The sequence below is a fragment of the Streptomyces sp. NPDC029138 genome, assembly GCF_055564375.1.
The window spans coordinates 1-24,420 of the sequence record NZ_JBVHWM010000066.1 but is presented as its reverse complement, the minus strand read 5'-3'; the positions used below and the strand labels follow the sequence as shown (position 1 = coordinate 24,420).

22 protein-coding genes and 1 pseudogene are annotated in these 24,420 nt (G+C 73.7%); 11 read left to right on the top strand and 12 right to left on the bottom strand.

The genetic code is table 11. The annotated features are described in order from the left end of the window. Nucleotides 1–108 precede the first annotated feature (108 nt). Nucleotides 109–1,605 (bottom strand): phosphatase PAP2 family protein, encoded by a 1,497-nt coding sequence (locus ACZ4WH_RS35255; protein ID WP_468188517.1) that lies wholly within the window; start codon nt 1,603–1,605, stop codon nt 109–111. 76 nt (nt 1,606–1,681) lie between these two features. Here ACZ4WH_RS35255 and ACZ4WH_RS35250 point away from each other — a divergent pair, with 76 nt between their 5' ends. Then, complete coding sequence (locus tag ACZ4WH_RS35250) at nt 1,682–2,338, top strand: histidine phosphatase family protein (RefSeq protein ID WP_468188515.1); 657 nt, start codon at nt 1,682–1,684, stop codon at nt 2,336–2,338. Between the two features lie 88 nt (nt 2,339–2,426). Continuing rightward, nucleotides 2,427–4,046 (top strand): ATP-binding cassette domain-containing protein, encoded by a 1,620-nt coding sequence (locus ACZ4WH_RS35245; RefSeq protein ID WP_468188513.1) that lies wholly within the window; start codon nt 2,427–2,429, stop codon nt 4,044–4,046. A gap of 48 nt (nt 4,047–4,094) precedes the next feature. Here ACZ4WH_RS35245 and ACZ4WH_RS35240 read toward each other — a convergent pair whose 3' ends face one another. Continuing rightward, complete coding sequence (locus ACZ4WH_RS35240; RefSeq protein ID WP_468188511.1) at nt 4,095–5,213, bottom strand: baeRF2 domain-containing protein; 1,119 nt, start codon at nt 5,211–5,213, stop codon at nt 4,095–4,097. A 57-nt stretch (nt 5,214–5,270) separates the two neighbouring features. Here ACZ4WH_RS35240 and ACZ4WH_RS35235 point away from each other — a divergent pair, with 57 nt between their 5' ends. Beyond that, nucleotides 5,271–5,558, top strand: coding sequence for a DUF6158 family protein (locus tag ACZ4WH_RS35235; protein ID WP_103813381.1), 288 nt, complete (start codon nt 5,271–5,273; stop codon nt 5,556–5,558). A 119-nt stretch (nt 5,559–5,677) separates the two neighbouring features. Here the strand turns inward: ACZ4WH_RS35235 and ACZ4WH_RS35230 are convergent, their stop codons facing one another. The 4 genes from ACZ4WH_RS35230 to ACZ4WH_RS35215 all read right to left on the bottom strand — a co-directional run bounded on the left by ACZ4WH_RS35230 (nt 5,678) and on the right by ACZ4WH_RS35215 (nt 9,137). Further along, nucleotides 5,678–6,220 (bottom strand): type 1 glutamine amidotransferase domain-containing protein, encoded by a 543-nt coding sequence (locus ACZ4WH_RS35230; protein WP_468188509.1) that lies wholly within the window; start codon nt 6,218–6,220, stop codon nt 5,678–5,680. A 5-nt stretch (nt 6,221–6,225) separates the two neighbouring features. Next, nucleotides 6,226–6,879, bottom strand: coding sequence for a diguanylate cyclase (locus ACZ4WH_RS35225; RefSeq protein ID WP_468188507.1), 654 nt, complete (start codon nt 6,877–6,879; stop codon nt 6,226–6,228). Then, nucleotides 6,876–7,253 carry a DUF2795 domain-containing protein gene (locus tag ACZ4WH_RS35220; protein ID WP_468188505.1) on the bottom strand — a complete coding sequence of 126 codons (378 nt, stop codon included), beginning with the start codon at nt 7,251–7,253 and terminating at the stop codon, nt 6,876–6,878. The genes ACZ4WH_RS35225 and ACZ4WH_RS35220 overlap by 4 nt, the downstream gene beginning before the upstream one ends. 87 nt (nt 7,254–7,340) lie before the next feature. Beyond that, nucleotides 7,341–9,137: a thiamine pyrophosphate-requiring protein gene (locus ACZ4WH_RS35215; protein ID WP_468188504.1), complete on the bottom strand. Its 1,797-nt coding sequence runs from the start codon at nt 9,135–9,137 to the stop codon at nt 7,341–7,343. A 390-nt stretch (nt 9,138–9,527) separates the two neighbouring features. Between ACZ4WH_RS35215 and ACZ4WH_RS35210 the strand changes: the two genes are divergently transcribed. From ACZ4WH_RS35210 to ACZ4WH_RS35200, 3 genes are all read left to right on the top strand, one after another. Beyond that, a complete protein-coding gene (locus tag ACZ4WH_RS35210; protein ID WP_468188502.1) occupies nt 9,528–10,817 on the top strand; it encodes a hypothetical protein in 1,290 nt (429 codons plus the stop codon). Nucleotides 10,818–11,113: 296 nt separating this feature from the next. After that, on the top strand, nt 11,114–12,373 hold the full coding sequence (locus tag ACZ4WH_RS35205) for an aminotransferase class I/II-fold pyridoxal phosphate-dependent enzyme (protein WP_468188500.1): 1,260 nt from the start codon (nt 11,114–11,116) through the stop codon (nt 12,371–12,373). Then, the gene (locus tag ACZ4WH_RS35200; RefSeq protein ID WP_468188498.1) at nt 12,370–13,431 is read left to right on the top strand and encodes an MBL fold metallo-hydrolase; all 1,062 of its coding nucleotides are present in this window, start codon (nt 12,370–12,372) and stop codon (nt 13,429–13,431) included. The genes ACZ4WH_RS35205 and ACZ4WH_RS35200 overlap by 4 nt, the downstream gene beginning before the upstream one ends. A 68-nt stretch (nt 13,432–13,499) precedes the next feature. Here the strand turns inward: ACZ4WH_RS35200 and ACZ4WH_RS35195 are convergent, their stop codons facing one another. Beyond that, the gene (locus ACZ4WH_RS35195; protein WP_468188496.1) at nt 13,500–14,120 is read right to left on the bottom strand and encodes a DedA family protein; all 621 of its coding nucleotides are present in this window, start codon (nt 14,118–14,120) and stop codon (nt 13,500–13,502) included. Continuing rightward, nucleotides 14,117–14,890: an MBL fold metallo-hydrolase gene (locus ACZ4WH_RS35190; RefSeq protein WP_468188582.1), complete on the bottom strand. Its 774-nt coding sequence runs from the start codon at nt 14,888–14,890 to the stop codon at nt 14,117–14,119. Before ACZ4WH_RS35190 ends, ACZ4WH_RS35195 begins: the two co-directional genes overlap by 4 nt. Nucleotides 14,891–14,974: 84 nt before the next feature. Here ACZ4WH_RS35190 and ACZ4WH_RS35185 point away from each other — a divergent pair, with 84 nt between their 5' ends. From ACZ4WH_RS35185 to ACZ4WH_RS35175, 3 genes are all read left to right on the top strand, one after another. Continuing rightward, nucleotides 14,975–15,406 (top strand): hypothetical protein, encoded by a 432-nt coding sequence (locus ACZ4WH_RS35185; protein ID WP_189305696.1) that lies wholly within the window; start codon nt 14,975–14,977, stop codon nt 15,404–15,406. A gap of 154 nt (nt 15,407–15,560) precedes the next feature. Continuing rightward, nucleotides 15,561–17,624 carry a phage holin family protein gene (locus tag ACZ4WH_RS35180; RefSeq protein ID WP_468188494.1) on the top strand — a complete coding sequence of 688 codons (2,064 nt, stop codon included), beginning with the start codon at nt 15,561–15,563 and terminating at the stop codon, nt 17,622–17,624. 215 nt (nt 17,625–17,839) lie between these two features. Further along, the gene (locus ACZ4WH_RS35175) at nt 17,840–18,265 is read left to right on the top strand and encodes an OsmC family protein (RefSeq protein WP_468188492.1); all 426 of its coding nucleotides are present in this window, start codon (nt 17,840–17,842) and stop codon (nt 18,263–18,265) included. Nucleotides 18,266–18,350: 85 nt separating this feature from the next. On the opposite strand, the gene narJ is transcribed toward ACZ4WH_RS35175, so the two are convergent. The 3 genes from narJ to ACZ4WH_RS35160 all read right to left on the bottom strand — a co-directional run bounded on the left by narJ (nt 18,351) and on the right by ACZ4WH_RS35160 (nt 20,992). Continuing rightward, the gene (gene narJ, locus ACZ4WH_RS35170) at nt 18,351–18,845 is read right to left on the bottom strand and encodes a nitrate reductase molybdenum cofactor assembly chaperone (RefSeq protein ID WP_468188490.1); all 495 of its coding nucleotides are present in this window, start codon (nt 18,843–18,845) and stop codon (nt 18,351–18,353) included. Between the two features lie 353 nt (nt 18,846–19,198). Beyond that, on the bottom strand, nt 19,199–20,062 hold the full coding sequence (locus ACZ4WH_RS35165; protein ID WP_468188488.1) for a helix-turn-helix domain-containing protein: 864 nt from the start codon (nt 20,060–20,062) through the stop codon (nt 19,199–19,201). A 102-nt stretch (nt 20,063–20,164) separates the two neighbouring features. After that, nucleotides 20,165–20,992: a helix-turn-helix domain-containing protein gene (locus ACZ4WH_RS35160; RefSeq protein WP_468188486.1), complete on the bottom strand. Its 828-nt coding sequence runs from the start codon at nt 20,990–20,992 to the stop codon at nt 20,165–20,167. Nucleotides 20,993–21,136: 144 nt separating this feature from the next. Between ACZ4WH_RS35160 and ACZ4WH_RS35155 the strand changes: the two genes are divergently transcribed. Further along, nucleotides 21,137–21,442: a 4a-hydroxytetrahydrobiopterin dehydratase gene (locus tag ACZ4WH_RS35155; protein WP_208035455.1), complete on the top strand. Its 306-nt coding sequence runs from the start codon at nt 21,137–21,139 to the stop codon at nt 21,440–21,442. Nucleotides 21,443–21,447: 5 nt separating this feature from the next. Further along, nucleotides 21,448–22,212: a class I SAM-dependent methyltransferase gene (locus ACZ4WH_RS35150; RefSeq protein WP_468188484.1), complete on the top strand. Its 765-nt coding sequence runs from the start codon at nt 21,448–21,450 to the stop codon at nt 22,210–22,212. A 229-nt stretch (nt 22,213–22,441) separates the two neighbouring features. Here the strand turns inward: ACZ4WH_RS35150 and ACZ4WH_RS35145 are convergent. Continuing rightward, nucleotides 22,442–24,420, bottom strand: a pseudogene (locus ACZ4WH_RS35145) (cellulose binding domain-containing protein); the annotation flags it as partial.

Genomic DNA, 24,420 nt, shown 5'->3' with positions numbered 1-24,420 from the left:
CGGACCGGTCCGCCGGTACGGCCCAACCGTACGCGGCATGCCGAATGATGAGACCGGAGTTTCAGAATGTGGACCGACGGAGGTCGGTGGTCGCTCTCCGGTCTGCCGTCAACGTGTCGTCGGGAGGGGGCGGTAGACCGTCAGGGCCTCCGGAAGCTTCTCCAGCGTCATCTCGCCCGACACCGTCGTCACCTCACCGTCGTACGCCAGGGGGGTGCCCGGGGCGATACCGGTCAGCCGGAGCCGGTTCACCTGGACCGCCGCGTGCCCGGGCGACCGGGTCAGCGGACCCGCGACCGCCGCCGTGAGCAGCCGCAGCGCGGGCTTGCGGCTGCCGTGCACCACCCGCACGTCCAGCAGGCCGTCCGCCAGATCGTTACGGCGGCCCGGCGTGAGGCCCATGCGGCGGTAGACGCCGTTGCCGACGAACAGCAGCCACAGGGGCCGCCGCTCACCGCCCACCTCCACCTCCAGCGGATGCCGGTCGGCGCGCAGCACGCGCAGCGCGCCGAGCACCCCGGCCGGCCAGGCGCCGATCCGGTACGACCAGCTGTCCCGCGCGCGCACCAGCTCCGGGTACACGCCGAGGCTCAGCGTGTTGAGGAACAGGCCCTGCGTGTCCCGGGTGGTGAACCGGACCGCGTCCACCCGGACCGCCTCGCCGTGCCGGATCGCCCGGGCCAGCTGACGTTCGTCCTCCACGCCCAGGTCGTAGGCGAAGTGGTTGAGGGTGCCGCCGGGCAGCACCGCGAGCGGCAGACCGTGCCGCAGCGCGGCCACGGCCGCCGCGTTCACCGTGCCGTCGCCACCACACACCCCGAGCACCCGGGCCCGGGCCGCCGCCTTGTCCAGCTCGTCCCCGACCTCCTCCGGCGCGCACTCGACGATCTCCGCCCTCGGCAGCGCGTCGTGCAGGGCCCGCGCCCGGTCCGCCGTCCCCGAAGCCCGGTTGGCGACCACCACGAGGCCGTCGCCCTCGGGCAGCGCGGGAACCGCGGCGCGCGGGCGGGCGGGCCGCCGCATCTGGGAGCGGGCCGGCACCAGGTGCCGTACCAGGAAGGCGGCCCCCGCGCCGAGCGCCGCCCCGGCCAGGACGTCGCTCGGGAAGTGCACCCCCGTGTACACCCGGGACATCGCCACCGAGAACGCCACCGGTGCCACCGCCGCGCCCCACGCCGGGGACTCCAGGGCGACGCCGGTCGCGAAGGCGGCGGCGGACGCGGAGTGGCCGGACGGGAAGGAGGTGGTGATCGGCTGGCGCTTCAGCTGCCGCACCAGGGGCACCGGGTCCAGCACCGGCCGGGCCCGGCGTACCGAGCGCTTGCCTAGCGTGTTGATCGTGAGTGAGGCCAGGCCGAGCGAGACCAGACCCCGCGCCGCCGCCCGGCGGGCCCGGGGCGTGCGGCTCGCGGCCATCGCGGCGGCCGTCGCGAACCACAGCACACCGTGGTTCGCACTGTGGCTCAGGCGGGGCAGGACGCGCTCGGCGCCGGGCCAGTGCCAGGCGGCGGCGGCCTCGAACAGGCGGCCGTCCAGGTGGAGCAGTGTGCGCAGCGGGGCGCGGGCGGCGGTCGCGGGGGCAGTGAGGTCCACGTCTGGGCTCATGGGGTGCGGTTACCCTGAAGTGCCCGTTTCTTGTCCCCGTGCGCCGGCCGCCGCCCGGCGCGAGAGGAGAACCCGGATGCGCCTGCTCCTCGTCCGCCACGGCCAGACCCCGTCCAACCTGAACCACCTGCTGGACACCGCCGTGCCCGGCCCGGGGCTGACACCGCTCGGCGAGGCGCAGGCCGCCGCGCTGCCCGAGGCGCTCGCCGGCGAGGACATCGAGGCGCTCTACGCGTCCACGCTCATCCGCACCCAGCTGACGGCCGCCCCGCTGGCCGCCGCCCGCGGGCTGGAGGTCGTCGTCCGCGACGGCATCCGCGAGCTGTCCGCCGGTGACCTGGAAATGCTGCCGGGCCACACCCCGGAGGGCGAGCGGTATCTGCGCACGGTGTTCGCGTGGGCGGCCGGGGACACGGCCCTGCGCATGCCCGGCGGGGAGAGCGGTGAGGAGGCCCTGGCCCGGTACGACGCGGTGGTCGCCGAGGCCGCCGCGACCGGTGCCCGGTCCGTCGCCATGGTCAGCCACGGCGCCGCGATCCGCGTGTGGACCGCCGCCCGCGCCGACAACGTCGACGTCACCTTCGCCGCGGCCCACCCCCTGGAGAACACCGGCGTGATCATCCTGGAGGGCTCCCCGACGGACGGCTGGAAGGCCCTGTCCTGGGAGGGTTCCACGGTCGAACCGGCGGGCGAGGGCGGCCCGGCGGGGGAGGCGCTGGGGACGGCGGGGTAGCCGACAGGGGCAGCGGAGCCAGGGCGCCGTGCGGTGCCGGGGATAAGCGTTTGCCCTGGGCGTGGGCCGGCTCGGAGAATGCCTGACCATGGGACATCTGGAAGCCGCGCACCTGGAGTACTACCTCCCCGACGGGAGGGCGCTGCTCGGCGATGTGTCCTTCCGGGTCGGTGAAGGGGCCGTCGTGGCCCTGGTCGGCCCGAACGGCGCCGGCAAGACCACCTTGCTGCGGCTGATCTCCGGGGAGCTGAAACCGCACGGCGGCACGGTCACCGTCGGCGGCGGGCTCGGCGTGATGCGCCAGTTCGTCGGCTCCGTACGGGACGAGACGACCGTACGCGACCTGCTCGTCTCCGTCGCCCCGCCCCGCATCCGCGAGGCGGCGAAGGCGGTCGACGAGGCGGAGCACGCCATCATGACCGTCGACGACGAGGCGGCCCAGTTGCGGTACGCGCAGGCCCTCTCCGACTGGGCCGAGGTGCGCGGCTACGAGGCCGAGACCCTGTGGGACATGTGCACCACCGCCGCGCTCGGCGTGCCGTACGAGCGCGCCCAGTGGCGGCAGGTGCGCACCCTCTCCGGCGGTGAGCAGAAGCGGCTCGTGCTGGAGGCGCTGCTGCGCGGCACCGACGAGGTGCTGCTGCTGGACGAGCCGGACAACTACCTCGACGTGCCCGGCAAGCGGTGGCTGGAGGAACAGCTCAAGGAGACCCGTAAGACGGTCCTGTTCGTCTCCCACGACCGCGAACTCCTCGCCCGCGCCCCCGAGAAGATCGTCTCCGTCGAACCGGGGCCGGCCGGTGCCGACGCCTGGGTGCACGGTGGCGGCTTCGCCACCTACCACGAGGCCCGCCGCGAACGCTTCGCCCGCTTCGAGGAGTTGCGCCGCCGCTGGGACGAGAAGCACGCCCAGCTGAAGAAGCTCGTCCTGACGCTCCGCCAGGCCGCCGCCGTCAGCCACGAGATGGCCTCCCGCTACCAGGCGGCGCAGACCCGTCTGCGCAAGTTCGAGGAGGCCGGCCCGCCGCCGGAGCCGCCCCGCGAGCAGGACATCACCATGCGGCTGAAGGGCGGCCGTACCGGCGTACGAGCCGTCACCTGCGTGGGACTCGAGCTGACCGGCCTGATGAAGCCGTTCGACCTCGAGGTCTTCTACGGCGAACGGGTCGCCGTCCTCGGCTCCAACGGCTCAGGCAAGTCGCACTTCCTCAGGCTGCTCGCCGGCGAGGACGTCGCCCACACGGGGCAGTGGAAGCTGGGCGCCCGGGTGGTGCCCGGCCACTTCGCCCAGACCCATGCCCACCCCGAACTCCAGGGCCGCGCCCTCCTCGACATCCTCTGGAAGGAGCACGCCCAGGACCGGGGCGCCGCGATGTCCCGGCTGCGCCGCTACGAACTCACCCAGCAGGCCGAACAGAGTTTCGACCGGCTCTCCGGCGGCCAGCAGGCGCGCTTCCAGATCCTGCTGCTGGAGCTGGCCGGCGCCACCGCGCTGCTCCTGGACGAGCCCACCGACAACCTCGACCTGGAGTCGGCCGAGGCCCTCCAGGAGGGGCTGGAGGCCTTCCAGGGCACGGTCCTCGCGGTCACCCACGACCGCTGGTTCGCCCGCTCCTTCGACCGCTTCCTGGTCTTCGGCTCCGACGGCCGGGTCCGCGAGACACCGGAACCGGTGTGGGACGAACGGCGGGTGGAGCGGGCCCGGTAGCGCGAACCCGTCCACCGCGCCGCTCGGCCGGCCCGCCGACCGCCGCCGTCACTTCCAGCGCAGCAGCGCGCCCATGCCGCCCGCCGCGACCTCGTCGCCGGCCTCCTCCAGCACCGGCGTCAGCGAGAGGACCGGCGCGTCCGTCACCACGGCCGCCCGCACCAACGCGTCATCGGCGCGGGCCGGCCAGGCGTGCTGCTCGCCGATGCTCTTCAGCTCCGTACGGCGGACCGCCAACTGGTCCGGGTCCTCGCCGATCCACACCTCGCGGTGCGTGTCCGGCGCGTCCGGGCGGATCAGCAGCTCGGCCAGCCGGTGCTCGCGCGCCGCCTCGATCAGCTGCGGCACACCCTCGATCGCCGCGGCCCGCCGCTCCTCGTCGGGCGTCCGGGCGGCCCGGTACCGGTCCACCTCGGCCAGGACGCGCTCCCGCACGTGCCGGGCCCGGATGTCCTCCACCTCCTGCGGCAGCAGCCTGCTGCCGATGCCGTGCGCGGCCTCCACCGCCCGGTCCCGCAGCTGCTGGGGCAGCTGCTCGTGCACCGACCGGCACTCGCGCTCCTCCCCGCACAGGACCAGCAGGTCCGCCCCGGTCTCGGCCTGGCAGGCCGCGAGCGCCTCGGCCATCTCCCGCGCGTTGTACTCCCAGGTGTTCTCCACCTTCAGCTGGAAGTGCCGCTCGGACCAGTCGGACGCCTTCGCCCGGTGCATCGGCCACTGCCGGCTGCCCGTGACATGCCCGGCCTCCTCCTGGAGCACCGCACTGCGCAGCTCGAAGTCGGCACCGGTGCGGTCGATGTACGCCACCAGCGACACCGGGTCCTCCCCGGCCAGGTCCAGCAGCGGCGTGACGTGCGGCAGCGTGCCCCAGTGCACCAGACCGTGCGGCGGTGCCTGGGTCAGCGGCACCTGGAGCACCACCTCGCCGTTCCGGGCGAAGACGGCCCGCCCGTAGGGCTCCGTGCTGTGCCGCAGCGCGTCCACGGCGTCGTACACCGCCCGGCAGGTGGCCTCGTCGGCGCCCTGCTCACGCAGCTGCCGGGCCACCGCCTCCGCCGTCAGATGCCGCCGGTGCTGCATGTCCTCGTCGTGCTGGGACAGGTCGACGTATGCGGAGGCCCAGGACCCCGGATGTTCGTACAGTGGACTCAGGAACGCGAGCTCCATGGATTCCTCCCGGAAATCGCTCGGGGGCAGTGCATGCCAGGCGGGTACCCGAAGCCCATGAACGAACACGACGAGCGGGGCACCACCATGACCGGAGTCGACCCCAGCCGGCTGGACGACCAACAGCTCATGAAGGAGCTGGAGACGATCCACCGCACGCGCCACGACACTCTCCTGTACGGCTCGAACGACGCACTGCGGGCCCACAACGAGCGCATGGCGCAGCTGGAGGGCGAGTATCTGCGCCGCAACCCCCGCCGCCTGGTGAGCGCGGCCCGCACCCGCGAGGGCGCCCGTGAGCGCGGCTGCGGCGAGGCGGCGACTCCGGGCACGACCGGCACCTGACGCCACCCACGGAAAAGGACACCCTCTCACGACGAGAAGGCGCCCACCTCACGACGAGAGGGCGCCCACCCGAAATGGGCCGGCCCTTGACGGGCCGGCCCCTCACCTCCCGGGTCCGGTCAGCCGGCCTCGCCGGCGAACACGTGCAGGAACGCGTCGCAGAACGCCTTCAGGTCGTCCGGCTTGCGGCTGGTCACCAGCTGGTTGGAGCCGTGGTCGCAGATCTTCACCTGCTCGTCCACCCAGGTGCCGCCGGCGTTCTGGATGTCCGTGCGCAGACTCGGCCAGGAGGTCAGCACCCGGCCGCGTACGACGTCCGCCTCCACCAGCGTCCACGGCGCGTGGCAGATCGCGGCGACCGGACGGCCCTGCTCGAAGAAGTCCTTCACGAACGCGACGGCCTTCTCGTCCATCCGCAGGAAGTCCGGGTTGGCCACCCCGCCCGGCAGGACCAGTCCACCGAACGACCCGGCCGACGACTCACCCACCACCTCGTCGACGGGAAACGTGTCCGCCTTGTCCAGATGGTTGAACGCCTGGATCTTCCCGGACTGGGTCGACACCAGCACCGGCTCGTGCCCGGCACCGGAGGCCGCCTGCCACGGCTCGGTCAGCTCGACCTGCTCGACGCCCTCGGGTGCCACCAGAAACGCGATACGCATGATCCTCAGCTTCCTTTCACTCTCCGCAGCGTGGCCCGGTGGGCCCGGGCCCGGCGCTTCCTCGCCCGGGCCGCCCGCCGGCAGCGCACCAGCTCCTCGCCGTACGGCAGCAGCACGCACACGCCGATCGCGAGGCCGATGCCCGCCAGATAGCCGGGCGACAGCGGGCGCCGGCGCGGCACCAGACGCCAGGCGTCCGGATCGCCGCGCCCGCCGCGCAGCAGCGACCGCACCTGATCGGCGTGCAGGCACATCAGCGAGGTCAGCCCGCCGAACGGCAGCGACTCCAGAAAACTGTGGATGTGCTGCTCGACCGGCTTGACCTCACGGTCGCTGTGGACGGCGGTCCGCACGTCCCACAGCGCCGTCGCCTCGTGCACCGCCGCCGCGCCCAGCTGCACGGACAGCAGCAGCGGATTGACCTCGTAGCGCAGGGTGAGCGCGATGGGCAGACCCACCTCGGCCATCATCAACGAATGGATCAGGGACTCCTTCGTCCCCGCCGTGTCCTCGATCCGGGTCCGCCGGTGCATCGCCCAGTCGGCGAGCCCCGGCACGAACCAGCCGGGCAGCAGCCCGTACAGCAGAAACCGCGTGGTGGCGTCCCCCACGTCGACCGTGGTGCCGCGCGCGATGTCGGCCGCCTGGTCCTGACTCATGCGCCGCCCACCACGGCCTCGGCCAGCTGCTGCGCGTTCTCGTACCGGCCGCCGTGCGGCAGCGCGGCCACCGCGTCGACCAGCCCGCCGGGCGCGTTGCCCCGGCGCAGCGCCCGGGCCAGCTCGCCCGGCTTCGCGGGGAAGGCGTGCCGGCTCAGGTGCCGGGCCAGCTCCAGCCGGGTCCGCTCCAGCGACGCCGGAGACCCCAGACCGCCCACCGGTCCGCTCCACACCTCCGGATCGTCGTCTGCGGCCGGCTCCGGGTCGTGCCACTCCTCGACGCGCGTGGGATGGCCGGACCGGAGCAGACCCTTCAGTTCGTGTTTCATCTCGTCGTCCCGGTGGACGCTCAGCCGGTCACTGCCTCGCTGCATGTCTCCCTCCAGAGGGTCGAAGGTCCGCACCGCGTACCCGGTACCGCACGTCCGACACGGATGCGTGCCGCCCGGCCACCGCTCGGGCTACTGCTTCGTCCGGCCCGGCAGGAACTCCTGCATCTTCGCCTTCAGCCCGTGCTTGACCACCGAGCCCCGGTCGGCGTCGCCCTTGAGGATCGACGCGGCCGTGGCCTCCATCTGCTCCCAGGTGGCGTGCGGCGGGATCGGCGGTACGGCGGGGTCGGTGAGGAACTCGACCACCGCCGGCCCGTCGGCCTCCAGGGCGGCCCGCCAGCCCGCCTCCACGTCCTCCGGCTTCTCCACCCGGATGCCGGTCAGACCGAGCGTCCGGGCGAACGCCGCGTACTGCACATCCGGGATCGCCTGCGACGGCAGGAACGACGGGGCGCCCTCCATGGCCCGCATCTCCCACGTCACCTGGTTCAGGTCCTGGTTGTTCCACACGGCCACGACAAGCCGCGGATCCGACCAGCGGTCCCGGTACTTCGCCGCCGTGATCATCTCCGCCAGGCCGTTCATCTGCATCGCCCCGTCCCCGACCAGCGCGAACACCGGCCGGTCCGGATGCGCGAACTTCGCCCCGATCGCGTAGGGCACCCCCGGGCCCATCGTCGCCAGCGTCCCGGACAGCGAACCGCGCATGCCCGGCCGCATCGTGATGTGCCGCGCGTACCAGTTGGCGACCGAACCGGAGTCCGAGGTGAGGATCGCGTTGTCCGGCAGCAGCGGATCGAGCGCCCGGGCCACGTACTCCGGGTTGATCGGGTCGGCCGACAGCCCGGCCCGCCGCTCCATCGTCTCGTGCCAGCGCTTCACGTTCGCGCACACCGTGTCGTACCACTCGCGCCCGCGCCCCTCCGCCTTCAGCAGCGGGATCAGCCGCCGCAGCGTGGCCTGGGCGTCACCGACCAGGTTCACCTCGTACGGATAGCGCATGCCGATCATGTGCGGGTCGATGTCGATCTGCACCCCGCGCGCCTTGCCGAAGTCCGGCATGAACTGCGTGTACGGGAACGACGAGCCGATCGTCAGCAGCGTGTCGCAGTCCCGCATCAGCTCGTACGACGGCCGGCTGCCCAGCAGCCCGATCGGCCCGGTGACGTACGGCAGCTCGTCGCTCAGCACGTCCTTGCCGAGCAGCGCCTTCGCCACCCCCGCGCCGAGCAGCTCGGCGACCTCCCGGACCTCCGCGACCGCACTCGCGGCGCCCTGACCGATCAGGATCGCCACCTTGTCGCCCGCGTTCAGCACGTCCGCCGCCCGGCGCAGCGCCTCGTCCGTCGGGGTCGCCGTGTAGTCACTCATCCCCAGGCTGGACGGCACCATCTTGAACTCGTGCGTGGGCGGCGAGTAGTCCAGCTCCTGCACATCACCCGGGATGATCAGCGCGGTCGGGCAGCGCCGGGCGTACGCCGTCCGGATCGCCCGGTCCAGCACGTTGGGCAGCTGCTCCGGCACCGTCACCGTCTCCACGAACTCCGAGGCGACGTCCTTGTACAGCGTGTGCAGGTCGACCTCCTGCTGGTACGAACCGCCCATCGCCGTCCGGTTGGTCTGGCCGACGATCGCCAGCACCGGCACATGGTCCAGCTTCGCGTCGTACAGGCCGTTGAGCAGATGGATGGCGCCCGGCCCCGACGTCGCCGCGCACACCCCGATCCGGCCGCTGAACTTCGCGTACCCGACCGCCTCGAAGGCGGACATCTCCTCGTGCCGGGACTGGATGAACCGCGGTTGGTCCTCGGCGCGGCCCCAGGCGGCGAGCAGCCCGTTGATGCCGTCACCCGGATAGCCGAAAACCTGTTCCACCCCCCACGCGCGCAGGCGCTCGAGGATGTGGTCCGAGACCTTGGTGCTCATGGAGAGACCTCCCGGTGCAGTGCGAAGCGGACGATCCGGTCAGCGCATACCGAGTCACCTGCGCGGGGGGCGGAAAACCTCGTGAGGCCGCGCGCGTCCGGGCTCTCGGCGCCTCCTGGGTGCCGTCGGCCGCACTGTCACCCGCCTGGCCCCGCCTGTCCCGCGAATGGGCTCCGGCCGCGCGCGGTGCGGCCACCCGCGGGCTGTCATGGCAGCGAGGGCACGACCCGTGCCCCTCCGTACCCGGGCACCGCACGGTGTCGCCTTCGCGCACGGTGTCGCCGACGCCCTGTACGACGACCACACCGCGCGCGACCGGTACGCCGGTGTACGCCGCACCGCGTACCGGCGCCCGGCCGTCCCGCCGCCGTCCGCCGAGGAGCCCCTCCCATGCGCCGCACCGCCCGCGCCCTGTCCGCCGCCCTCGCCGCCGGTGCCGTGCTCGCCCTCACCGGCCCCGCCTCCGCCTCCGGCATCCTGACCGCCCACACGTCCTGCGACCCCGCCGGCGGACCGGCGCCGATCACCCTCGCCGCCCCGTCCTTCCCGGACGGCACCGCGCACCTCGACCGGGTCACCGCCCACTCCGCCACCGGCGGCAAGAGCGAGAGCGGCCCCTTGGGCGTAGGCCCTGGCGCCGTCGGCGGCAAGAGCGAGAGCGGCCCCTCGGGCGTCGGCCCTGGCACCGCTGGCGACAGGACCGAGAGCGACTTCTTGGGCGCCAGCTCTGGCACCGCCGGTGACAAGACCGAGAGCGGCCCCCTGGGCACCGGCCCCGGCTCCGCCCGGAGCGCCGTCGGTCCCTGTCCGTCCGCCTCCGGGGCCCCGGGTGCGCCCTTGACCGGCGGCCACCCCGTCACCCGGAGCGGCGAGGCCCCCACGGCGCCGGCCACCGCCTGCGCGGACGGCAAGCCGTGCGGCCAGGACAGCCGGCAGAACGCCGGGCGGGAGGGCACCGGGGGCGTCCCCGGACGGGACGTCGTCGGGGACCTGGGCGCCGGGACCGGGCTGGGCGCCGGGCGGGACGGCGTCGGGCAGGACGGTCCAGGGCAGGGCGGTCTCGCGCAGGACGATCTCGAGCAGGACGGTGCCGGGTGGGTCGGTGCGGGGGAGGTGGGGCCCGGTCAGGTGACCGGACCGGACGGTGCCGGCCAGGACGGTGCCGGGACGGGAGCCGGGCGGGACGGGGTCGGCCAGGACAGCGGTGGACGGCAAAACACCGGGAAGGACTCCGCCGGGCAGGACAGCACAGGCAAGGACTCGGCGGGCAAGGACTCCGCCGGGCGGGACAGCACAGGCAAGGATTCGACCGGGCGGGACAGCTCGGGCAAGGACTCCGCCGGGCGGGACAGTGCCGGGCAGGACGGTTCCGGGCGGGAGTGCGCGGGGGCGGGAGCCGGCGCCGGGGCGGGTTCATGCGGCCATGAAGACCACGGGTGCGCCGAGTCCCGGGAGGCGACCTGTTCGGACGGCCGGACCTGCCGCGAGTCCCACGGCTCCGACGATTGCGCGTCGGCCGGCGTCCAGCACGGCGTGGACGCGGGACAGGGCGGCACCTTCAACGACTCGGTCCCGGCCCTGGCCGCCGGTGCAGCCTTCATCGCCGCCGCGTGCGCGGGCGCCGTCTACCGGCTGTGCGGCCACCGGCGGTTCTGGCGAGGCGGACCCGCGGGGATGTGATCCGGGCAACTCCCGGCGCCGCCCATGGAGGGCCGTCCGGCGGGTACACACCTTCCCGAGGGCACCGCCGAGGGTCCCACCGACAACCGCCCGCCGCACAACCGGCCCCGGGACACGACACCGGCCCGGGACACGACACCGACACGGACGACGACCACGACACGGACGGCGAGACAGACACCGGACCACAGAGGTCCACGACTCACAGAGCACACGCGGACGGCACAGCAGCCCACGAGGACGGCACGGCCCGGAGCGGGCGGCACGACGGCACCACGGACTGCGCGGAGGCGGACATGCGGCGGACGGACCCCGGAGAAGGCCACGGCCCCGTCCGCTACGGCCCGCCGCTCCCCGGCGACGGCCTGCCCGTGCTCCCCGAACTCTCCGCCGTACTCGCCGCCGCCGCGAACCGCGCCGACGCCCAGCCCGTCGGCGGCAGCCCCGCCCTGCTGGAGGCGGCCTGCGGCTACTGGACCCGGCGCGGCCTGCCCTGCGCCCCCGACCAGGTGGCCGCCGGACCCGGCGCCCCCGCCCTGCTGCTCGCCCTGACCGCCGCGCTCGCCGGCGACGGCGCGGACGTCCTCGTGCCCCGGCCCTGCCCCGCCTGGTGGGCCCCGTACGCCCGCATCCTCGGCCGGCCCGCCTTCCATGTGCCGACCCCGGCCGAGGGCGGCGGCGTACCCGACCCGTACGCCCTGCTGGAGACCGTCCGCCGGGTCCGCGCCGAGGGCGGTGACCCCCGGCTGCTGGTGCTGTCCGTCGCCGACGACCCCACCGCGACTGTCACGCCGCCCGAACTGCTGCACGAGACCGTCGAGGCCGCCACCGCCGAGGGCCTGCACCTGGTCAGCGACGAGACCTGGCGGGACACCCTGCACGCCCCGCACGACACCGTCCTGCTCAGCCCCGCCGAGATGTGGCCCGACCAGGTCACCGTCGTCACCGACCTTGCCGGCTCCCTGCTGCCGCCCGGCTGGCCCGCAGCCGTCGCCCGCTTCCCGGCCACCGACAGCGGACGGCATCTCCACGCGCGCGTGCTCGACATCCTCACCGCGCTCGGCGCCCGCCTCCCGACACCGGTCGCGGCGGCCGCCGGCTACGCCCTCGACGAACCCCCGCCCGTCATCGAACGCCGCGAGGCCACCGTACGGCTGCACGCGCGCGTGGCCGCCGCCGCGCACGCCGCCGTCGTCGCCGCCGGCGCACTCGCCCTGCCCCCGCAGGCCGGCCGCCACCTGTACGTCGATCTCGGCCCGCTGCGCGAACCGCTCGCCGCCCAAGGCGTCGGCGACGCACAGGAACTGGAGGACCTCCTCACCGCACGGCTCGGCATGCCCGCGCCCGGCGGCCACCGCTTCGGCGACGACCTCGGAGCGCTGCGCGTCCGGCTCTCCACCGGGCCCCTGCTGGGCGCGACGGACGAGGAACGCACGGAATGCCTCACGTCACCCGAACCGTTGGAACTGCCACACGTGCAAGGCGCGTTGATCTCCTTGAGGTCGGCCTTCGACGATCTCCGCGACGACGCTCAGCGATGGGAGCCTCCTCGATGACGCAGCAGACGCATGAGCCCGGCCCGGCCACGACGACGACCACGGCAGCCGACGAACCCGGCACGCCGACCCCCCTCGCGCCCCCTTTCCCGCCGTTGGCCGAGCCCCGCCCGCTCGGCGAACACCGCGTCTGGCCACGCACGTTCCACGACCGGCTCACCGCCCCGCTGCCCGGCCTGAAGGCCCTGGCCCGCTTCGCCCGCGAAGGCGCCGTGCGCCCCGGTCCCGAAGGCCTCGCCGACATCCCCCGCCTGCCCTACGCACCGGCCCCGCTGCCCCGCGTCGACACCCGCACCCTCGCCGTCACCTGGGCGGGACACGCCAGCTGGATCGTCCGTATCGGCGGCCTGACCGTCCTCACCGACCCCGTCTGGTCCCGCCGCATCCTCGGCACCCCGGCCCGCATCACCCCCGTGGGCGTGCCCTGGGAGGACCTGCCCCGCGTCGACGCCGTCGTCATCAGCCACAACCACTACGACCACCTGGACGCCCCGACCCTGCGCCTGCTCCCGCGCGACACCCCGGTGTTCGCGCCCGCCGGCCTCGGCCGCTGGTTCCGCCGCCGCCGGTTCACCCGCGTCACCGAACTCGACTGGTGGGAGGGCGCCGAACTGTCCGGGGTCCGCTTCGACTTCGTCCCCGCCCACCACTGGTCCAAGCGCACCCTCACCGACACCTGCCACAGCCTGTGGGGCGGCTGGGTCCTCACCGACGCCGACGGACAGCGCCTCTACTTCGCCGGCGACACCGGTTACGGCCACTGGTTCTCCCGTATCGGCCGCCGCTACCCCGGCATCGACCTCGCCCTGATGCCCATCGGCGCCTACGACCCCCGCTGGTGGCTCAGCGACGTCCACTGCGACCCGGAGGAAGCGGTCCGGGCCACCCTCGACCTGGGCGCCCGCCGCATGGCCCCCATGCACTGGGCCACCTTCATCCTCTCGGCGGAACCGGTCCTGGAACCGCTCACGCGAGTGCGCACGGCCTGGGAGAAGGCGGGGCTGGAGCGCGAGGACCTGTGGGATCTGCCGGTGGGAGCTTCAAGAGTGCTGGACTGAAGCGCCCTACCAGGGGCGCGGGGAACGGCGCGAGCAGCCCCCACGCACCCGCACCCCGCGACGAGACCTCATCCGGCAGCCCGAACCCGCCGCCACACACCGGGCACCACGCTGATGACGACGGTCAGCACCACCGCCACCACGACCCCCTCCCACGGTTCGGCGAACAACGAACCCCCCAAGATCCCGATCACCTGATACGTGGCTGCCCAGGCCAGACACGCGGCCACGTTCCCCCGGGCGAACCGCCTGAGCGGCCACTCCGCCATCAGACAAGCCAGCATCACCGGTATTCGCCCGGCCGGCACCAGCCGGGACAGCACCAGCACCGCCACCCCGTGCTCGGTCAGCTTCTCCCGTGCCTGCGCGAGCCGTTCCTCCGGGGCCCGTGACCGGATCGCCTCCAGCCACCGCGACCCGTTCTTCGACCGCATCCCGCGCCGCCCCAGCCAGTACAGCGCCGCGTCCCCCAGGAACGCGGCCAGCGACGCCGTCACGAACACCAGCGCCAGCGAGAACGGCGCCGTCTGATGGAACGCCACCACCGCCGCCGAACTCACCAGCGCGCCCGTCGGCACCACCGGCACCAGCGCCCCGATCAGCACCAGCAGGAACAACGACGGATAGCCCACCACTTGCTGCGTGGACTCGGGCGTCACGGCCCGCGACGCGTCCGCGAGCCACGTCACCGCGCGACCTCCAGCCGCACGCTCTCCCCGTGCCCCAGCTTGTGCACCGCCACCCGCGGCGCGGCCACCGCCGCCAGCCGCACGAACTCGTCGCCCGGCGCGTGGAACTCGTGCGGGCGCACCGCGTCCATGCCGACCGGCCAGTACGTCCCGTAGTGCACCGGCACCGCCACCCGCGGGGCCAGTAGGGCCAGTGCCCGCGCCGCGCGTCCCGCGTCCAGATGTCCCTCCCCGAGATACGGCCCCCAGCCGCCCACCGGCAGCAGCGCCACGTCCACCGGCCCGACCCGCTCGGCCATGTCGTCGAACAGCCCGGTGTCCCCGGCGAAGTAGGTCCGCGCCTCGCCCTCGATGACGTAGCCCAGCGCGGGTGAGCGGCGTGGGCCCACCGGCAGCCGCCGCCCGTCGTGCAGCGCCGGCACGACACGCACCAGCAGGTCGCCGATCCGTACCTCGTCCCCGGGCACCACCTCGGTGATCCGCAGCTGTCGCAGCCGGCGCAAACCGGGTACCGCCCGTGGTGCGCCCCGGGGCACGAGCAGGCGCGTGCCCGGGTCGAGGCAGGCCAGCGACGGCAGGTGCAGATGGTCGGCGTGCAGATGGGAGACCAGCGCCACGTCGGCGCGACGGGCCTCGGCGGGCGGCACGGCACCCCGGCGGCGCCGCAGATGCGCCAGCCGGCGGGCGAACAGAGGGTCGGTCAGCAGGCGTACGTTCGCATCCTCCAGCGCACAGGTGGCGTGACCCCACCAGGTGATCTCCACCGGCACCTTCTTCGCCCCCTTCACGCGACTCCCCGAAGCCTACGGGCAGGAGTAGGGTCGGCGGCGAAACCCGGAGGTGAGGGGGACGCCATGGGACAGCTGCGGGGTGCCTTCGGGGCGCTCACGACCGTGCGGGTCACCGCCATCGCCAGCCTGACACCCCTGGAGGAGCTGGAGGCCGACCCCTTCCTGGTGGACTCGCGCAGCCAGCACGCGATGTGCGCCCGCTGGGCCGCCGAGCGCGGCTATGTGGTCGCCCGGGAACTTCTCGTCGGCGGACTGCGTTTCGACCACTGCGCGCTCTGGGACGGGGTGCGGCCCGGGGTGGACGTGTTCGTCGCGCCCAGCCTCCGGGTGCTGCGCCGGGCCCTGTCGTCGGTGGAGGAGTTCACCGCCGAGTGCGCGCGCCGGGGCGTGCGTGTGGAGACGGTGGGGCGGGCCGAGCCGGCGTACGACGCGCAGATGAAGGCACGGGTGCACCGGCGGCTGTCGATGCCGACGGCCGGCTACGACGGACGGTGACCCCGTCCCTGTCCCCGTTCCGCTCCCGGTGGCCCGCCCGGACGCGCGGCGGCCGTGTGACAAGGTGGAGCCGGGCTCGATCGGGGCCGGCGAAGCGAGAGGAGGCCCCCCGGCCGCAGGGTGGGGGAGGGCCGGGACGTGAGGTGTACGGGGCGTGCGCGGGGTGCGGTGGCGACGGATCGCCAGTCAGGTCGGGCGGAGCGTCGCCGTTTGGGCCGTCTCCACGGTCACCATGCTGGTCCTCGCCGCGATCCTGCCCGACTTCCAGCTCCAGTCCGCCGACGGTGACAGCGTCACCCGTATCGCCGTCGCCGCCGTCTGCGGTGCCGGCGCCTTCGGCATCCTCTCGGCCGTGGTCTGGCCGCTCCTGGTCCGCCTGTTGCTGCTCGTCCCGGCCCTCGTCCTCGGCCTGCTGGTCTTCTTCCTCAACGGTTCCCTGCTGCTGCTCGCCCTGCGCGTCAATCCGTCCGGGCGCGGCGAGGCCGCCCCCGAGACCGCCGTCATCGTGGCCGCCGTGATGTCCGCCGTCGCCTCCGCCACCGGCGCGGCCCTCGCCGTACGCGACGACGAGACCTACCGGCGCCGTCTGCACCGCCTCGCCACCCGCAGCCGCCGGGCCCGTCCGCCCTGCCCCACCGCGCCCGGACTGCTGTGTGTGCAGCTCGACGGCGTCGGCCATGACGTCCTGGTCGACGCGGTGCGCAAGGGGCTGATGCCGACGGTGGGCCGCTGGCTGTCCGGCGGCGACGGCCGCCTCACCCCCTGGCGCACCGACTGGTCCAGCCAGACCGGCGCCAGTCAGCTCGGCATCCTGCACGGCAGTACGTTCGACGTGCCGGCGTTCCGCTGGTACGAGAAGGACCGGGGTGAGGTGATGGTCTGCAACCGGCCGACGAGCGCCGCCGAGTTGCAGCGCCGAGCCATCCTGCACACCGGCGACGGCGGACTGCTCACCGTCGACGGCGCCAGCCGGGGCAACCTGTTCAGCGGCGGCGCCGGCGAACAGGCCCTCGTCCTGTCGATCGCCGCCCGCCGCCGCAGCCCGGCGAACCGTTCCCGCGCCGGCTACTTCGCCTACTTCTGCGATCCGGCGAACGCCGTCCGCACCGCCCTGTCGTTCGTCGCCGAGGTGGCCCGCGAGATCGGCCAGTCCACCCGCGCCCGGCTGCGGGGGCAGCGCCCGCGCGTCGGCCGGGGCGGCCTCTACCCGTTCGTCCGCGCCTTCGCCACCGTCGTCGAACGGGACGTCGTCGTCGCCGCGGTCATGGGCGACATGCTCGCGGGCCGCACCGCCGTCTACGCCGACCTCGTCGCCTATGACGAGGTCGCCCACCACTCCGGACCGTGCAGCCGGGACGCCGAGAAGGTCCTGCAACGCCTCGACCGGTCCCTCGCCCTTCTCCAACGCGTCGCCGAACACGCCCCGCGCCCCTACCGGATCGTCGTCCTCTCCGACCACGGGCAGAGTCCCGGCGAAACGTTCCGCGCCCGGTACGGCCTGACCCTCGGCGACCTGGTCCGGGCCGGCTGCGGACTGCCCGTCCCGCGCCGGGCCGGGCGCACCCGCAGCGGCGCCGAGGCCCGCGCCGCCGTCCGCGCCGCCCTGCGCCGGCCGGTGGAGGAGAAGGACGAGCACCACCGCCCCTCCCGCCGGTCCGAGCCGATCGTGCTGGCCTCCGGCAACCTCGGCCTCATCTCCTTCCCGGACGTCCCGCACCGCATGACCAAGGAAGAGATCGACGCCCGCCACCCCGCCCTGCTCACCACCCTCGCCAACCACCCCGGCATCGGCTTCCTGCTGGTGCGCAGCGAGGAGCACGGCGGCGTCGTCCTCGGCGCCTACGGTGCCGAGATCCCGCTGGCCGAGCTGGACGACGAGCCCGGCCCGCTGGCCGGCTTCGGCCCCGGCGCCGCCGACGCCGTCCGCCGCACCCACTCCTTCCCGCACACCGCCGACATCATGGTGAACTCCGCACACGACCCCGCCGACGGCGAAGTCCTCGCCTTCGAGGAACAGATCGGCTCCCACGGCGGGCTCGGCGGCGCCCAGTCCCACCCGTTCCTGCTCTCCCCGCGCGAGCTGTCCCCACCGGCCGAGGACGGGGAGGAGCTGACCGGCGCCGAGCACATCCACCGCGTGCTCCGCCGCTGGCTGAGCGAGCTGGACGGGCCCCAGGTGCCGCTCACCCCGGAGGTGGAGGAGGAGCGGGCCGCCTGAGATCCGGCTGCGCCCGCACCGCCGTACATCCCCACTGTTCGAGTCGCCGTGCCGGCGTCCCCGAACTCCTCCTCGGGCTCGCCACCGTCCGGCCCGTCTTCGTCACCTGCCGTTCACGCCGCGTGGGCCGGTCTTCGGAGTGCGATGAGCCCGGATGTGATCGGATAGGGACATCCGGGAACCCCGGAACCGCGACACTCGCGAAAGGAAGCATCGTGGCAACGACGCGCACCGCGCACACCGTCTGGGAAGGCAACCTGCTCGAAGGCAACGGCATCGTCACCTTCGACTCCTCCGGCATCGGCCAGCAGCCGGTCACGTGGGCCTCGCGCGCCCAGGACGCGAACGGCAAGACCAGCCCCGAGGAGCTGATCGCCGCCGCCCACTCCAGCTGCTTCTCCACGGCCCTCTCGCACGCGCTGGCCGGCGCCGGCACCCCGCCCACCCGGCTGGAGACCAACGCCGACGTCACCTTCCAGCCCGGCGAGGGCATCACCGGCATCCACCTCACCGTGCGTGGCGAGGTGCCGGGCGTGGACGCGGACGGCTTCCGTTCCGCCGCCGAGGACGCCAAGAAGAACTGCCCGGTCAGCCAGGCCCTGACCGGTACGACAATCACGCTGACGGCCGAGCTGGCCTGACGCCCGTACCGCCCCGGATGCCGCGCCTCCGCCCAGGGGGCGCGGCAGCGCTCTTGAGTGTGCGCTCAGTTGCCGGGCGGAACGGTCATGGGCTTTCCCCGGTGTGTGCGGTCGGCAGGGTGGCGCACACCGCGTCCAGGACGCCCGCGTACGGTGTGCCGTAGTCGGTCAGCCGGATACGCAGCTGCTCCAGGCCGTCGCGGTACTCGTCCAGCAGGCCGGTGTCGCCGGTCCGCGCGGTGAACTCCAGCACCGCCGGCAGGAAGTCCGGCAGCTCCTCGCCGCTGAATTCCAGTCCGTACCGGCGGTAGACGTCCTGGAAGCGGACCAGGGACACCCCGCGCCGCCGGATGTCGCCGTCGTGCCACCAGGTCAGGTACAGGCTGTGCCGGTTCCTGAGGTCGAAGACCCGCACGTAGTGGGCGGCCAGTTCCCGCTGCGGGGTGACGGCCGCGTGGTCGGTGAACGCCCGCAGCTGCGGCGCGGCCTCGCGCAGTAGCGGCAGCCGGGCGATCAGGTCGTCGTCCGGGTAGGTCAGGCACAGGGCGGCCGCCTGGTAGAGCACCGCGTCCGAGGGCATCAGGCCTCCTTCGCGTCGTCGGACGTCCGCCGCCTGCGCGGCGGCGGGAAGTTCTCCGCGCACACCAGCGCAAGGCCTCCCCGGCCGCAGGCCGCGGGCGTTCGGCTCCTCGCCGAGGTTCATCACCGTCGCGATCCCGGCCATCGGGCGCGTCGGTAAGGGCAGGGCGGCATGCGGTGGGAGACGATCGCGCGGGCCACGACCACACCGTCGCGGCCCACGGCCTCCACCGGGCTTCCTGGGCCGTATCCGCGTGTCGGTCACGTGCGCTCCCTGGGTTCACCCCATGGTCCGAACCTAGGGGCGGCCCCGGGAACGCACCTGTTCGCAGACCCGTACGGGTCACGCCGGGCTCAGAGGCTCTCGCGGTGCTCCCGCAGCAGCTTCAGCGTGCGCTGGGCGGAGGCGGCCCGGGCCGTCATGTGGTCCAGCACCTCCAGATGCGCGCCCACCTCCTGGCGTGAGTCCAGATAGAGGGCGCCGGTCAGGTACTCGGTGAACACCATGTCCGGCAGCTCCGGCTCGGCGAACCGGAACAGCGTGAACGGCGCGTACGTCCCCGGATGGGGGCCCGCCGCGAACTCGGCGATCTGGAGGGTCACCCGGTCCCGCGCGGCGTACTCCAGGAGCCGGTCCAGCTGGTCCCGCAGCACCTCGGGCCGCACGCTCACCGGGCGCCTGAGCACCGTCTCGTCCATGATCACCCACAGGTGGGGCGGGTCGTCGCGCTCCAGCAGCCGCTGCCGCTCCATGCGCAGTGACACATGCCGCTCGACCGTCTCCGGCGAGGTCTGCCCGATCGTCCCCGCCTCCAGCACCGCGCGCGCGTACTCCTCGGTCTGGAGCAGACCGGGCACGAAGTGCGGCTCGTAGGAGCGGATGATCCGGGCGGCGCCCTCCAGGCTGACGTACAGGCTGAACCAGTCCGGCAGCACGTCGTGGAACCGCTGCCACCAGCCCGGCTGGTTGGCCTCCTCGGCCAGCCGCACGAACGCGTCGGCCTCCTCCTCGGGCACCCCGTAGGTGGTGACCAGCACCTGCACATAGGGGATCTTCAGCGCGACCTCGGCCATCTCCATCCGCCGTACGGTCGCCGACGCCACCCGCAGGACCCGGGCGGCCTCCTCACGGCTGAGCCCCGCCGCCTCCCGCAGCTCCTGCAACCGTTTGCCCAGCACCACCTGGCCCACGGTGGGCGCAGCCCGCCGCTCACTCACCGCCACGCCCTCCCCTGCGCACCGATCCACGCGGGGAGCAGTCTTGCACGTGTTGCCGTCTCGCACACGTGCCCGAGGTCACGAACCGTCCCGGATTCCGGTTCAACCCGCCAGGGTGTGCAGGTACTTGGCGGTCGCCGGGTCCGCCGGCAGGAACGTCTCGATGGCGAGTTCGGCGACCGTGACGTCCATCGGCGTGTTGAACGTGGAGATCGAGGACACGAACGACAGGGTCCGGCCGGCGTGCTCGATGCGCAGGGGCAGCGCGAAGTACGGCACCGGCTCGGCCGGTTCGCCGCCGGACGGCTCCTCGGGCACCGGGTAGGCCGCCACTTCCTCGTACAGGGCGCGGAGCCGGTCCGAGCGGTGCAGGGCGATCTCCCGCTCCATCTGGGCCAGCAGATGCCCGCGCCACTCGCGCAGATTCCGGATGCGCGGCGCCAGCCCCTCCGGGTGCAGGGTCAGCCGCATCGCGTTCGGCGCCGGGGCCATCAGCTTCTCCGGTACGCCCTCCAGCAGCAGGGCGATGCCCCGGTTCGCGGCGACGACCGTGTACCCGGCGTCGACCACCAGCGCGGGGTAGGGCTCGTAGCCCCGGATGAGCCGCTCCATGCCGTCGCGCAGCGCGTCCAGCGCCGGGTCGTCCAGCGGGGTCTCCGGGTAGCGCGGGGCGTAACCGGCCGCCAGCAGCAGGGCGTTGCGCTCCCGCACCGGCACGTCCAGCTGTTCGGCGAGCCGCAGCACCATCTCCTCGCTGGGCCGGGACCGGCCGGTCTCGACGAAGCTGATGTGCCGCGCGGAGGAGTCGGCGCGCAGCGCCAGGTCCAGCTGCGAGATCCGCCGCCGCTCCCGCCAGGCGCGCAACAGCGGGCCGACGCCCTTGCCGGTGACGTCGACGGAGGCGGTGGGGACCGACGCGGGGAGAGGCATGCCGCCGACCCTAGTCGAGCGGGCGCGGGGGAACGAGCGGGTCGTGCGCGGGCCGCGTCGGTCCGCCGAGCGCGGCGCCGGCGTGGCAGGCTGAACTCGTCACCGCCACGCCCCGCGGGGCACGCAGCGAAGGGAGTCCCGGCCATGGCCGTCGAACCGCTGTCGCAGAAGGAGATCGAGGACCGGCTGGCCGAGCTGCCCGGCTGGTCGGTGGACGGCGACCGCCTCACCCGCTCCTACCGGCTCGGCTCCCACTTCGCGGCGGCGGCGCTGGTCGTGCACATCGCCGGCATCCAGGACGAGCTGGACCACCACTCCGACCTCACCCTCGGGTACAACACCGTCTCCCTCAGCGTGAACACCCACAGCGCGGGCGGCGCCGTCACCGGGAAGGACTTCGCTCTCGCCCGCAGGGTGGAGGACATCGCCCCAGGTCACGGGGCACACTGAGCGATGTGCTCGACTACGACAAGGAAGCCGACGGTTACGACACCTCGCGCGGCGGCGAGGCTCGCGCACACGAGGCCGCACAGGCCGTCCTCCGTCTGATACCCGAGGGGCCGGGCCGTCTCCTCGAGGTCGCCTGCGGCACCGGGATCGTCACCCGGCGGCTCGCCGCCGCGCGCCCCGGGCTGCGGGTGACCGGCGCGGACCTCAGCCCCGCCATGGTCCGCAGGGCGTCGGCCCGGCTGCCCGGCGCGATCGTACGGGCCGACAGCCGCCGGCTCCCCTTCCCGGACGGCGCCTTCGACGCGGTCACCACCATCTGGCTGCTGCATCTGCTGGACGGCCCCGGGGACGTGGGCGCGGTCGTCGGAGAGTGCGCCCGCGTGCTGCGCCCCGGCGGGGTGTACGTCACCACCGTCGACAAGGCCGCCGCGCATGACGTCGGCAGCGACATCGATTCCGTCCTCGCCGCCCGCCCGCGCCGCCCCGCCGCCGACGCCGCGGGAACCGTCGCCGCCCACGCCACCCGGCACGGACTCGGACCCGCCGGACACGGCTCCTTCCGCGGCACCGGACAGGGCCGCAGCCCCCGCACCACCATCGCCGACCTGCGCCGCGGCTGGTTCACCCTGTTGCCGCCCGGCGAGCCGCGCACCGAGGAGTTCGCCGCCCGCCTGGCCGAACTCCCCGACCAGGACCGCCCGCGCCCCGACCCGCGCTTCAGCGTACGAGCCTTCCGCAAACCGGCGTCGCCTCTCCCCGGGGCCCGGTGATTCGAGCGCGCATCCCGTCCGTCTCAGCGCGACGAGCATCCTCCGAGGTGCGGCACGGCGGCGGCACCCGCGCGGCCCCGGCACGGCAGGACGGGAAGGGCGTCACCCGCTTCTCGCGGATCCGGATTGCGCGGTGCGCGGCTGCCGGCCGCTTCCCCGCGTCTGAGACGCGTCCTTCCCGTCATTACCAGGACACCACGGGAACCGCCGCTCCACCAGTGCCGACGGGTCAGCCGGTCGCGCAGGCCCGGCCGCCCAGGGTGAACGCCGCCGGTCTCGTGTTCGTGCCCGACCAGCTCCCCGTGAAGCCGAAGGCGACCGACGAGCCCGCCGTCACGGTGCCGTTCCAGGTCACGTTCTTCGCGGTCACCGCCGGACCCGACTGGGTGAAGTCGGCGTTCCACAGTTGCGTGATCTTCTGGCCGTCCGGGAAGGCCCAGCCGAGGGACCAGCCGTTCCAGGCCGTCGAGCCGGTGTTGGTCAGTCGTACGTCCGCCTGGAAGCCGTCCGCCCACTGGTTGGTGATCTTGTAGGTCACCGTGCAGGCGCCGGCCGGCGGCGGAGTCGTACCGCCACCGCTCCCGCCGCCACCGCCGCCGCTCGGGTCGGAGGTGTCGCCGTAGACGACGCCCCGGCCGTTGGTCGCGATGTACACCCGGCCGTACACCCTCGGGTCGCCGGTGATCGCCGCGCCCGTCCAGCCCCACTGGTGGGCGTCGTCGTTGACGCGGGTCCAGTTCGCGCCCTTGTCCGTGGAGCGGAAGATGCCGCGTACTCCGCCGATCTTCGCGCTGGTGTAGAGCGTCTGGTACGAGGCTCCCGTCGCGGCCTTGCCGAAGCCGATCGTGTCGGCCTGCTCGACGTTCGGCAGCTTGGTGAAGCTCGTGCCGCCGTCCGTGGAGTGCCACAGGCCGTACGCGCCGTCCGTCGCCCCGCCCGCCAGCCAGATGTCGCCCTTCGTGCCGGGCAGCGCCTTGAAGCGCACGCTGTCCCCGCTGGGCAGGCCCGTCGCGGAGGAGGCGGTGAAGGTCGCGCCGCCGTCCGTACTGACGTAGAACTTCCCGGACTTGAAGCCGTAGAAGGTCTTCGGGTCGACGCGGTCCGACTCGACGAGCGCGCCGGCCGGGATGCCGCTCGACGCCGACCAGGACGTGCCGAAGCCCGTCGCGTACCGCACGCCCGTGCCGTCCGGGCTCCACACGAACCGGCCGCCGTCCGCCGCCGCGGCCACCGTGCCGCCGCCCGAGACACCCGAGGGATCGGTCCCCGCGAACCAGGTGGCGCCGTTGTCCGTGGAGAACGCGATGTGCGGGCCCGAGTCCAGGTTGCCCACCCGGACCACCGTGCCGGGGTTCGTCTCCGCGAAGTCCAGGCTCGTGGTCGTCGTGAAGGTGGGGGAGGTGAACATCATCGATGGCACCTTGGTGAGGTCCGTGTGCCGGAAGCCGCCGATGTCGCCGAGCGCGCTGAACAGCTGGGCGCCCCCGGAGGGCGGCGCCGCGAGGTCGTTGACCGCCGTCTCCTCCAGGCCCCGCACCATCGGCTTCACCGTGAACCGGCCGCCGCTGTCCCACTCGGCGAGATTCTCGGTGCCGTAGAGCGTGGCGCCCGTCCCGTACATCAGCCGGGAGGAGTCGAACGGGTCGATCTCCAGGGCCTCCGTCATCCAGCCCAGTTTCGGGGTCTGTTCGGGCGGGGAGGGGGCGGCGCCGAAGGTGAGCCAGGGCGAGGAGGACACGTCGATGGTGTACCGGTTCGAGCGGTCCGGATACGACGTGTAGTCCCAGGCCTTCGTCCAGGTGGCACCGCTGTCGGTGGAGCGGAAGAGCTGGGTGTCCGGCCACCAGGAGCTGTACGCGGTCGCCATGACGGTGGACGGGTGCCGGCGGTCGACCGTCAGCCCGCTGAAGCCGTAGGAGGTGTCCGCCTCGGCGACCGGGCTGATGTCCGTCCAGGTGCCGGTGGCCGTCGCGTACCGCCACAGCCGGCCCTTGCCGCCGTCGTACGGACCGCCCTTGTCGCTGTAGGCGAGGTACAGAAACCCGTTCTTCGTGTCCAGTACGCCCTTGTGCGCCAGGTATCCGGTCGGGTGGGCGGCCAGCCGCCCCCCAGTGGCGTCCGCGTCCCTCTAGCGGTCGAACACGTTGTCCTTTTCGGCGAACCCCAAGTAGACCATCTTCCTCTCACCCCCCGACATCCCCACCGACT